Raw genomic sequence first — 9,532 nt, forward strand, 5'->3', positions numbered from 1 at the left:
TTTCCCCACATTCCCGTTCTGGCCAGTGATGTTACCCAAAAGTTACTGCCCCTGAATTGGCCCGGTGAGACGGTGCCCCCGTTTTGTCGGGTTTTACCATGGCGATCGCCCCAGGAAGTTTTGCTTGGTCTCACAGTGGAATTGTTGCCAGCGGGACATTTACCGGGGGCGGCCCTCATTTTGCTCGAATACCATAACGGCGATCGCCTTTACCGGGTGATTTATACCGGGGATTATTGCCTTTCCCATCTCCAGTTGGTGGATGGTTTAGCTTTAACTACCCTGCGGGGTCTAAAACCGGATGTGCTGATCCTAGAAGGGCAGTATGGTAACCGCCGCTTACCCCATCGTCGTCAACAGGAAAAACAATTTATCCAGGCGATCGAAACGGTACTAGCCAAGGGGAGAAATATTCTCCTGCCAGTGCCCCCTTTGGGGTTAGCCCAGGAAATTCTCAAGTTACTACGGACTCACCATCAATTCACCGGACGTCAAGTTAACCTTTGGGCTGGGGAATCCGTGGCCAAGGGCTGTGACGCTTACCAAGAAATCATTGACTATCTCCCCGATAATGTCCGCAATTTTGCCCAACATCAACCCCTGTTTTGGGACGATAAGGTTTATCCCCATCTGCGTCCCCTCACCGATGCCCAGGGCGATTTCGACCTATCAACCCCATCCATAGTAGTCACCTCAACTTGGCCTGCTTTTTGGCCCAGTCCCGCCGCCCTACCGGGGTCATGGACGGTGTTTGTGCCCCAGTTAGTAACCTTACCCAGTTGTTTGGTGGACTTTGCCTGGGAAGATTTGGAAGGGTTTCCCCAATACGAACTGGAAGATTATCTGTTGGCAGACCACAGTGATGGCCGCAACACCACCCAGTTAATCCATAATCTCCGTCCCCAACATTTAGTGTTTGTCCATGGGCAACCTTCAGATATTGAAGACCTCACCAGCTTAGAAGAACTCCAAAGCCGTTACCAACTCCATTCCCCCGCCGCTGGCAATGCGGTGGCCCTGCCCATTGGCGATCGATTTGTGCAACCGACTCCCCCGCCGCCCCAAATTTATGAGGGGGAAATCCACGAATTAGAACCCAATAAGCAGATCCATCACCTGGAGGAAGTGGTCATTCATTTAGATGGGCAAATTCTGGAAAATTCCCGTTGGGGCAAATTTGGCGAAACTGGCATTGTGCAAGCCCGTTGGCAGGGAGAGGAACTGGTATTAAGGGGGATCAGCCAAAGGGAACTGCTCAAACAAAATCAAACCAGAAAACGTCCAGTAGATTTCGATTGCTGTGCTAATTGCCGGCATTTTCAGCATCACCATTGTCGTAATCCCGCTTCCCCTCTCATGGGGTTAGAGGTGAGGGCCGATGGTCACTGCCCTGTATTTGAATCAGCAACAAACACTTGATTACTTGCAGGGGATTTTAAACGTCCCCCGGTTCCTCCAAGTTTGGCGGAAACAAAGAGAAAGAAAATCCAGAAGTACTAGGGTTTTAGTGGGTTCATTGAAGGAGCAAGCTGAAACTTTGCCAAGAGGCTTTTGGGGAAGAAATGCTAGCTGTAACGTAAAATCAACGCTTCCCTGGCCTGTTCCCTGTCATCAAAGTGGATTTTTTCCGTGCCGAGGATTTGATAATCTTCATGGCCCTTGCCGGCAATTAACACCCCGTCCCCCGGTTTTGCTTCCCGGATCGCTTTATGGATGGCAGTGGCCCGATCGCCAATGATCCAGGGTTTGATTTCTAGACTAATACCCTGTACCACGTCGGCCAAAATTTGTTCGGGGTCTTCGGTACGGGGATTATCAGAAGTGACCACTGCTAGGTCTGCCAACTGGGCCGCAATATTACCCATCAAAGGACGTTTGGTCCGGTCCCGATCGCCGCCACAGCCGAACACACAGATCAGACGACCAGGAATAAACGGGCGGGCGGCCTTAAGGGCATTTTCCAAACTGTCGGGGGTGTGGGCATAGTCCACCATCACAGAAATATCTTGATCAGGACGGATTTTCACCTGCTCCATGCGCCCCGGTACCCCGGGAAAATCTAATAAATCCTTCACCATGGCGGCCGGATCTAGCCCGAAGTGGAGGCCACTGGCGATCGCTGCTAGGACATTGGCCAGGTTAAATTGCCCCACCAAGGGAGACTGGAATGGTAATTCTTCCTGGGGTGTAACCAGAATGCCTTGGACGCCGGTGGGTTGATAGTCCAAATCCCTAGTGTAAAAGTCCGCACTGCTGTCAGTGACGCTGTAGGTGTAAACCTGAGCCGACGGTAGGCGATCGATTAACTTTTGGCCATACACGTCATCTTTATTAATTACTGCTCGCCCCTTCAGATATTGCCCCTCAAACAACAGGGCCTTGGCGGCAAAATAGTTTTCCATGGTGCCGTGGAAGTCCAAATGATCCTGGGTGAGATTAGTGAACACAGCACAGGCAAAACCACATTGCAAAACCCGCCCCTGGGCCAAGGCATGGGAACTGACTTCCATCACTGCGTATTGATTGCCTGCCTGGAGAGCTTCGGCCAACTGTCTCTGTAAATCCGTTGCAAAGGGAGTGGTGTGGGTGGCGGTCTTTTGATAACCGGGCCAACGGGTGTAGAGGGTTCCCAGTAAGGCACTGGCCCGTTGTTGTTGATTGAGGAAATATTCAATTAAATGGCTAGTGGTGGTTTTGCCATTTGTGCCCGTTACCCCCACCAGTTGCAACGTTTTGGCGGGATGTTGGTAAAAGGACGCCGCAATGCCAGCACACACCGGCACTAAATCCGGCACGGCAATGACGCATTCTCCATTTTGGGGAGGAAATTTTTGCAATGCCTTCTCACTGACCACTGCGGCGATCGCCCCCGCTCCCAGGGCCCCAGACCAAAACTCTCCTCCATCAACCCTGGTGCCCGGCATCCCAATGAACAAAGTGCCAGGGGGACAGGCATGGGAATTGGTGGATAAACCCGTCACCATTTCCCCCAGGGCAGGGTAACGATCCGGTTCCTGGGCTAACCAAGGGGCGGCGGCCACCACCTCTGGAACCGATGCCAATAACTGCCCTAACTTAACCATGGTTGTTTTTCCCCAATCAAATCTGCCGTCAATGAAGGTCAATATACCCGAGATGTTCCAACTGCGGTTAGCTGCTGTTGTACTGGTTTTTCAACTGTTTAGGAGAGCCCATGCCATGGCGTGGTTAGCGACGACCCTGGGCACTGGCCAGTTCGGGGTGCCCCGCTTCAATTAAGGCTTGATCCCTGAGACGGCAGGAATCACAGCGGCCACAGGGTTCTTCTCCCCCGGCGTAGCAGGACCAAGTTTGGGCAATGGGTACCCCCAACTCTAGGGCTTTATGGACGATGTCAACTTTGCTCAATTCAATCAGGGGGGCCAGCAATTGAATGGGACGCCCTTCCACCCCCACCTTGGAGGATAGGGCTGCCAATTGTTGATAGGTTGCTAAATATTCAGGGCGGCAGTCAGGATAGCCAGAATAGTCGATGGCATTGATGCCCAAAAATACCGCTTCGGCGCCCTTGGCTTCGGCCAGGGATAAACCCAGGGCAATGAACACAGTGTTACGCCCTGGCACATAGGTGGAAGGAATAATATCTGGCTCTACCCCTGCCTGGGGCAAGGTTTGTTGGCGATCGGTCAAGGAAGATCCCCCCCATTGGGCCAGGTCTAGGTTAACGCTGAAATGTTCTGGGAGCGCCAGGGCTTGGACAATGTCTTGCGCCGCCTGCAATTCCCGGTCATGGCGTTGGCCATAGTTGAAGGACAGGGCAATGACTCGATACCCTTGCCTTTGGGCGATCGCCGCTACGGTGGCGGAATCTAGCCCTCCGGATAGTAAAACAACAGCAGTTTTGGTCATGGATTTTTCAGTGGTTAAGCCGGGGAAATTGTCTTTGCCGTACTTCCCCACTGAATTTATGCACTGTTTCCGTAATCGTATGTCGTAAATTCATGTAGGCCGGAGCAAAGGGGGGTTGTTTGACTGTCAAGCCGAGTAAATCCGCCGTCACCAACACCTGGCCGTCACAGTGGGGTCCTGCACCGATGCCAATGGTGGGAACGGGCAACTGCTCGGTAATACTGGCCGCCAGATCACCCGGAATATGTTCTAAAACAATGGCAAACACACCGGCTTCTGCCAGGGCGATCGCCTGTTGACGAATTTTCTCCGCCGTGGCCGGGTCTTGTCCCTGTTGCCGATAACCTAACTGATGCACCGATTGGGGCGTTAGGCCCACATGACCCATCACCGGAATGCCCGCTTCCGTCAGTCGGACCACCGTTTCCACCATGCGGGGGTAGCCCCCTTCTAATTTCACTGCCTGGGCACCGGTTTCTCGCAAAATTCTTCCCGCGGATCCCATGGCCTGGGCCGGACTCTCCTGATAGGTCAAAAAAGGCAGGTCACAGACCACCAATGCTCTTTGTACTCCCCTTTTTACCGCCGCTGTGTGGTGAATCATGGTATCTAAACTCACCGGCAGAGTGGTGTCGTAGCCCAGGGCCACCATGCCAAGGGAATCCCCCACCAGGATAATTTCCACCCCCGCCGCATCTAGCACCGAGGCGATCGCCGTATCCCAGGCCGTGAGGGCCACAATGGGCCGTTGTTGACGCTTCCAATCCAACAATTGGGTAGGGGTAATGGCCATGGGAACTAGGAGCGCACCGCCTCTAAAATGCGGGAATAGTAGAAACGGGTACTGGTCATGCCAGTGCGGGCAATGGAAAAGCCGTTTTTTTCGAGGATGGAACGGATATCCGCTTCTTTGTGTTGATAGGCCCTGGTGGTCTTACTGGGACCGGGGAACAGTCCGCCAATCTTTTTCAGCACAGTTAAGCCCAGGGTTTTCGGCGCAAAGCTTAAAATCAAACGGCGATCGGCCAAGGAAGCCAAATGGGTAATCATGGCGGCCGCTTCCTGGGTTGGGTAATGAATTAATACATCTAAACAAATCACTGTGTCATATTTGCCCCCCAACTGAGCCAAATCCTGGGTCATAAAAGTCGGTTGATTGCCATAGGGCAAAACTTGCTGGGCCTTTTGTTGGGCTTCTCCGACCATTTTTTCGGAAATATCACTGCCATAGACCAATGCTCCCGCTTGGGCCAGGGGAATACTCAGGCTACCGACCCCACAACCCGCATCACAGACTAATAGGCCTGCCAAATTCCCGTCCGCCCCTAGCCAGGCCACCACTGAATCAACGGTTTGTTGATGACCCACCCGGATGTCTTTTTGCACAAAGTTAACTTGTCCGTCGCCATAGATCCGGCGCCAACGGTCAAAGCCGGTGGAATTAAAATAGTCACGAACGATGGTTTTATCGTCTAGGGCGGCGTTGGTCATGGAAAGCTAAGCTCGAAAATTTAAATAAGTGAAGGTTGTTATAAGCTAAGGGCACGAGCCGTCTAAGCAATGGTACCATTCTTTTCTGGTCAGTCTGGGGGGACGAATTTGCCTGGTTCCGTGTCAGGAATTCCAGACCCAAAATCACCGGCCGAGGGGACAACGTGTTACTATGCTCCCATAGAGTAATGATCGGTTGGTAGCATTTGTTTCTAGTATTAACGGTTTTTCGCGTTTTTCCATTGACAGGCATTTCTCCGAAATCACCCTCTACATATCCCTCAGTTTTTGGAGAAATTCCATGTCAATTTATGTAGGCAACCTGTCCTATGATGTTTCAGAAGCCGATTTAACCGCGGTTTTTGCTGAATATGGTTCTGTAAAGCGGGTTCAGCTCCCCACCGACCGGGAAACCGGCCGCATGCGGGGTTTCGGGTTCGTCGAGCTCGAAGCTGACGCTGAAGAGACGGCCGCCATTGAAGCCCTAGACGGCGCAGAATGGATGGGTCGTGACCTCAAAGTCAATAAAGCCAAGCCCCGGGAAAATCGCAGTGGCGGTGGTTCCTTTGGTGGTGGTCGCAAAAGCTACGGTGGTAGCCGCTACTAGGGCCTAGTTTTTCATTCACCATAGTTTCATTCCATTGATGAAGTTATCTTGAATTGCCCATATTTTCAGTGGGAAATCAGGTTAAATCCTGTTCTCGCTGTGACTTAAATTAATTCAACCTAGGGGTTCTTGCCATCTGGCCGGGACCCTTTAGTTTTTTTGGTTGCAAGGGCATTTTTGCTTGACTTTGTCATCCCTCCGCCCCTTGCCTTGGGGGTAATTGTCACTCATACTAATTCAGACACTGGATCCAGTGTTTACCGAGCGTCCAAGATTGTTAACACTATGCAACCCACCCCCCCCAAGCCGCCTAAAAAAACTCCCGAAACTGATCCTTTAGAAACGAATGCGGCCGTGGCAGACGGTCTAATTCCCGAAGCCCCAGCTAATACGACCCTAGATACCACCGCCCAGAACTATTACCAGGCGATCGGGTGGTTGCGGGGAGTGGTACGGAAGGGGGAAGAACGATATTACGTACAGATCCGGGATGCTAGTTTTACCCTATATTTACCCCGTCGAGCCATTGCGGTGGCAGCGGCCCTGGAAGGAAAACTAGCTTGGATCAAGTGTTATCCCCAGTCCAAGGGAGAAGGGTTGAGCTTTAAGGTGGTCTGGATGGGCACGGAACAACATGAGAAAAGCGATCCTGGTATTTTTGTTTTGCGGGGGGTGTGGCAATTTATTCCCCAATGTCGCCGCCCTGTTTTTAGTGTCTATCGCAACGAGCTGAAGAGTTATGAAAATCGTCCTAACAATCAGCATTTGCCCTTAATTTGGAGCGACCAACCCCCCTACCGTTTTCGCAAAGATTCGGAGGAGCGACCTAAGTTTTATCAGATTTTGGCTCGCTTGATTCCCCAAAGAAATTGTTTTGGCTTTGTGGAACAGATTGCCGATCCAGTCGAACAAACCCCCCGCCGGGTTAAGAAAACTCCTTTCAATCCCGACAGTTCCGAGAAAAAATCTGAACACGGCCCCAAAGGGGAGAAACAGGAGAATGGCCAAAAGTCCCCGGAGAACCTAGACCAAGGGGAAACTGAGCAATTACTGGCAGAGGATCTCATCACTGACAATGGCGATCGCCAACCACCTTCTGTGCCAGCCCCTTTAGTAGAAGAAACCCCAACCCCTAACCTGCCAACGGAAACGGTAGTTGAATCGGAGTCATCCCCGGAGTCAGAAGCGAAAAAAACGACTTCCACGGGTAAACCCAAAACCACAAAAACGACTAAGAGTACTAAGTCTAAAGGAAAAACCACGCCACCAGAGGTCTAGGAGTTCCTGCTTCTTTGGGTTGGAGAAAACTGAAATGGGGTCCAGGGCTGGGCCCTTGATAGTTTATAGTGACCGACTAATGCTCTACAACACTAATGTTTATCTGCATGGCTAAACGAGCAGATTAAAAGCGGCACCGCACTAGCAACGGCGATCGCCAAAATGAGAATTGAGGCGACGATAGCGTAAAATCTGATCACAAATTGCCTATTTTCTGCGAACCCTAGGCGAAAATTCCTCGCAATCCCAAGCTCAATGTCCGATTTTCTTTTACAAAGTAGTTGGTTTATTCCTTTTTATGGTCTGATTGGGTCAATTCTTACCCTGCCCTGGTCATTTCGATTGATTAAACAAACGGGGCCGCGACCGGCGGCCTACTTTAACGTTTTCATGACCTTGGTTTCTGCCATCCATGGCATGGTAGCCCTCTCGGCAATTTGGCAAAGACCAAGCGAACAAATTGTTTTCCATTGGCTCCAGGTGGCGGATTTAGACCTCATCTTGGCAGTGGAAATTTCGCCGGTTAGCCTGGGGGCCCTGTCGGTGGTGACGGGCATCAGTTTTTTGGTGCAGATCTTTGGTCTGGGCTACATGGAGAAGGATTGGTCCTTGGCCAGATTTTACGGACTATTAGGCTTTTTTGAGGCGGCATTGGGGGGTATTGCCCTGAGTGACTCCCTATTTTTAAGCTATGGCTTGTTGGAAATGTTGACCCTTTCCACCTATCTCCTGGTGGGTTTTTGGTATGCCCAGCCCTTGGTGGTCACAGCGGCCCGGGATGCTTTTTTAACCAAAAGGGTGGGGGATATTATTCTCCTCATGGGTGTGGTGGCTCTCTCTAGTTATGGCCAGGGTTTGACTTTTTCTCAGTTGGATAACTGGGCCAACACAGTACCAGTGACCGGCATCACCGCTACTTTACTGGGACTATCTTTAATTGCTGGGCCCACTGGTAAATGCGCCCAATTTCCCCTCAATCTTTGGTTAGATGAAGCTATGGAGGGCCCCAATCCGGCGGGCATTATGCGTAATTCGGTGGTGGTGTCGGCCGGCGCCTATGTGCTGATTAAGTTACAGCCGGTGTTCACCCTCTCCCCGATCGCCTCGAAGACCTTGATTGTATTGGGCACCTTAACTGTGGTGATGACCTCGTTGATTGCCATTGCCCAGATTGACATTAAACGAACCCTTTCCCATTCCACCAGTGTTTACCTAGGGCTAGTGTTTATTGCGGTGGGTTTGGGGCAGGTGGACATTGCCTTTTTGTTACTGTTCACCCATGCGATCGCCAAAGCTTTGTTATTTATGAGCATCGGCTCGATTATCTTCACCACGAGCGGTCAAAACATTACTGAAATGGGGGGATTATGGAACCGTATGCCCGTGACCACAACGTCCTTTGTGGTGGGTTCTGCAGGATTATTGGCGGTTTTTCCCCTGGGCATGTTTTGGACCTGGCAAAAATGGTTTAGCGGCGATTGGTCCGTAAGCTGGTCCCTGTTGGCTTTATTGATCTTTGTTAACCTCTTTTCCGCCCTTAATTTAACCAGGGTGTTTCGGTTGGTCTTCCTGGGTAAACCCCAACCCAAAACCCGCCGGGCGCCGGAAGTGCCCTGGCCCATGGCCGTACCCATGGTGAGCTTGATCATTATGACCCTGCTGATCCCTATTGCCCCCCTACAGTGGCCTTTTTGGTTATCCCCCGCTTCCCCGATGGGTTTAATCGGCCCGGTTACCCAATGGGCCATGCCCTTACTGATCGGAGCTGGCATTATTGGCATTTTGTTGGGGAGTTTATTGCCCCTGCGTCGTAACCTGTCCCGTTCTAGTCAACTGCCAGTGCGGTTCCTGCAGGATTTGTTTGCCTACGACGTGTACCTAGACAAAATCTATGGCGCTACGGTGGTGGCGGCGGTGGCGGCGATCGCCAAAGTCAGCACTTGGTTTGATCGTTATGTGATTGACGGCATAGTAAACCTAGTTAGTTTGGTGACTATTTTCAGCGGTAGTGCCCTCAAATATAATGTCACCGGGCAGTCACAATTTTATCTGCTCACCATTTTGGTGGGGGTAGCCCTGCTGATCTGGTTTTCCCTCGGCGGTCAATGGACGGCGATCGGGCAATTTTGGGCCAGTTGGCTGTCGTTAATTTCGCCTTGATCACAAAATAAAGTTGATTAATGTTACTTGAGTTAATTTTATTCAACCCAAATGGGATTACTGCCGATCTATTTGACCACTTTAATTGAACAATTTTTAATTAAATTT

The 9,532-nt window shown here is 51.2% G+C and carries 8 protein-coding genes; 4 read left to right on the forward strand and 4 right to left on the reverse strand.

The window, feature by feature from the left end:
* A partial coding sequence (locus tag IQ219_RS11890) for an MBL fold metallo-hydrolase (protein ID WP_194072739.1) occupies nucleotides 1-1,419 on the forward strand: 1,419 nt, incomplete at its 5' end.
* Between the two features lie 146 nt (nucleotides 1,420-1,565).
* On the opposite strand, the gene IQ219_RS11895 is transcribed toward IQ219_RS11890, so the two are convergent.
* The 4 genes from IQ219_RS11895 to bchM all read right to left on the reverse strand — a co-directional run bounded on the left by IQ219_RS11895 (nucleotide 1,566) and on the right by bchM (nucleotide 5,379).
* A complete protein-coding gene (locus IQ219_RS11895; RefSeq protein WP_194072740.1) occupies nucleotides 1,566-3,083 on the reverse strand; it encodes a UDP-N-acetylmuramoyl-L-alanyl-D-glutamate--2,6-diaminopimelate ligase in 1,518 nt (505 codons plus the stop codon).
* Between the two features lie 124 nt (nucleotides 3,084-3,207).
* The gene (gene queC / locus IQ219_RS11900; protein ID WP_194072741.1) at nucleotides 3,208-3,888 is read right to left on the reverse strand and encodes a 7-cyano-7-deazaguanine synthase QueC; all 681 of its coding nucleotides are present in this window, start codon (nucleotides 3,886-3,888) and stop codon (nucleotides 3,208-3,210) included.
* 7 nt (nucleotides 3,889-3,895) lie between these two features.
* Nucleotides 3,896-4,681 carry a 3-methyl-2-oxobutanoate hydroxymethyltransferase gene (gene panB / locus IQ219_RS11905; protein ID WP_194018524.1) on the reverse strand — a complete coding sequence of 262 codons (786 nt, stop codon included), beginning with the start codon at nucleotides 4,679-4,681 and terminating at the stop codon, nucleotides 3,896-3,898.
* 5 nt (nucleotides 4,682-4,686) lie between these two features.
* Entirely contained in the window at nucleotides 4,687-5,379 is a 693-nt protein-coding gene (bchM, locus tag IQ219_RS11910; RefSeq protein ID WP_190595972.1) for a magnesium protoporphyrin IX methyltransferase, read from the reverse strand.
* Nucleotides 5,380-5,680: 301 nt separating this feature from the next.
* Here bchM and IQ219_RS11915 point away from each other — a divergent pair, with 301 nt between their 5' ends.
* The 3 genes from IQ219_RS11915 (at nucleotide 5,681) to IQ219_RS11925 (ending at nucleotide 9,424) form a co-directional block, all read left to right on the forward strand.
* Nucleotides 5,681-5,986, forward strand: a complete 306-nt coding sequence (locus tag IQ219_RS11915) for an RNA-binding protein (protein WP_010874035.1) — start codon at nucleotides 5,681-5,683, stop codon at nucleotides 5,984-5,986.
* A 285-nt stretch (nucleotides 5,987-6,271) separates the two neighbouring features.
* Nucleotides 6,272-7,264, forward strand: a complete 993-nt coding sequence (locus IQ219_RS11920; protein WP_228017006.1) for a hypothetical protein — start codon at nucleotides 6,272-6,274, stop codon at nucleotides 7,262-7,264.
* Nucleotides 7,265-7,519: 255 nt separating this feature from the next.
* The gene (locus tag IQ219_RS11925; RefSeq protein ID WP_194072743.1) at nucleotides 7,520-9,424 is read left to right on the forward strand and encodes an NAD(P)H-quinone oxidoreductase subunit F; all 1,905 of its coding nucleotides are present in this window, start codon (nucleotides 7,520-7,522) and stop codon (nucleotides 9,422-9,424) included.
* Nucleotides 9,425-9,532 lie beyond the last annotated feature (108 nt).

Source organism: Synechocystis sp. LEGE 06083 (assembly GCF_015207725.1).
GTDB lineage: Bacteria > Cyanobacteriota > Cyanobacteriia > Cyanobacteriales > Microcystaceae > Synechocystis > Synechocystis salina.

Bases quoted from the DNA above. Each gene is read 5' to 3' on its own strand.
- IQ219_RS11895 (WP_194072740.1), bottom strand. From the start codon at position 3,083: ATGGTTAAGTTAGGGCAGTTATTGGCATCGGTTCCAGAGGTGGTGGCC.
- queC (WP_194072741.1), bottom strand. From the start codon at position 3,888: ATGACCAAAACTGCTGTTGTTTTACTATCCGGAGGGCTAGATTCCGCC.
- panB (WP_194018524.1), bottom strand. From the start codon at position 4,681: ATGGCCATTACCCCTACCCAATTGTTGGATTGGAAGCGTCAACAACGG.
- bchM (WP_190595972.1), bottom strand. From the start codon at position 5,379: ATGACCAACGCCGCCCTAGACGATAAAACCATCGTTCGTGACTATTTT.
- IQ219_RS11915 (WP_010874035.1), top strand. From the start codon at position 5,681: ATGTCAATTTATGTAGGCAACCTGTCCTATGATGTTTCAGAAGCCGAT.
- IQ219_RS11920 (WP_228017006.1), top strand. From the start codon at position 6,272: ATGCAACCCACCCCCCCCAAGCCGCCTAAAAAAACTCCCGAAACTGAT.
- IQ219_RS11925 (WP_194072743.1), top strand. From the start codon at position 7,520: ATGTCCGATTTTCTTTTACAAAGTAGTTGGTTTATTCCTTTTTATGGT.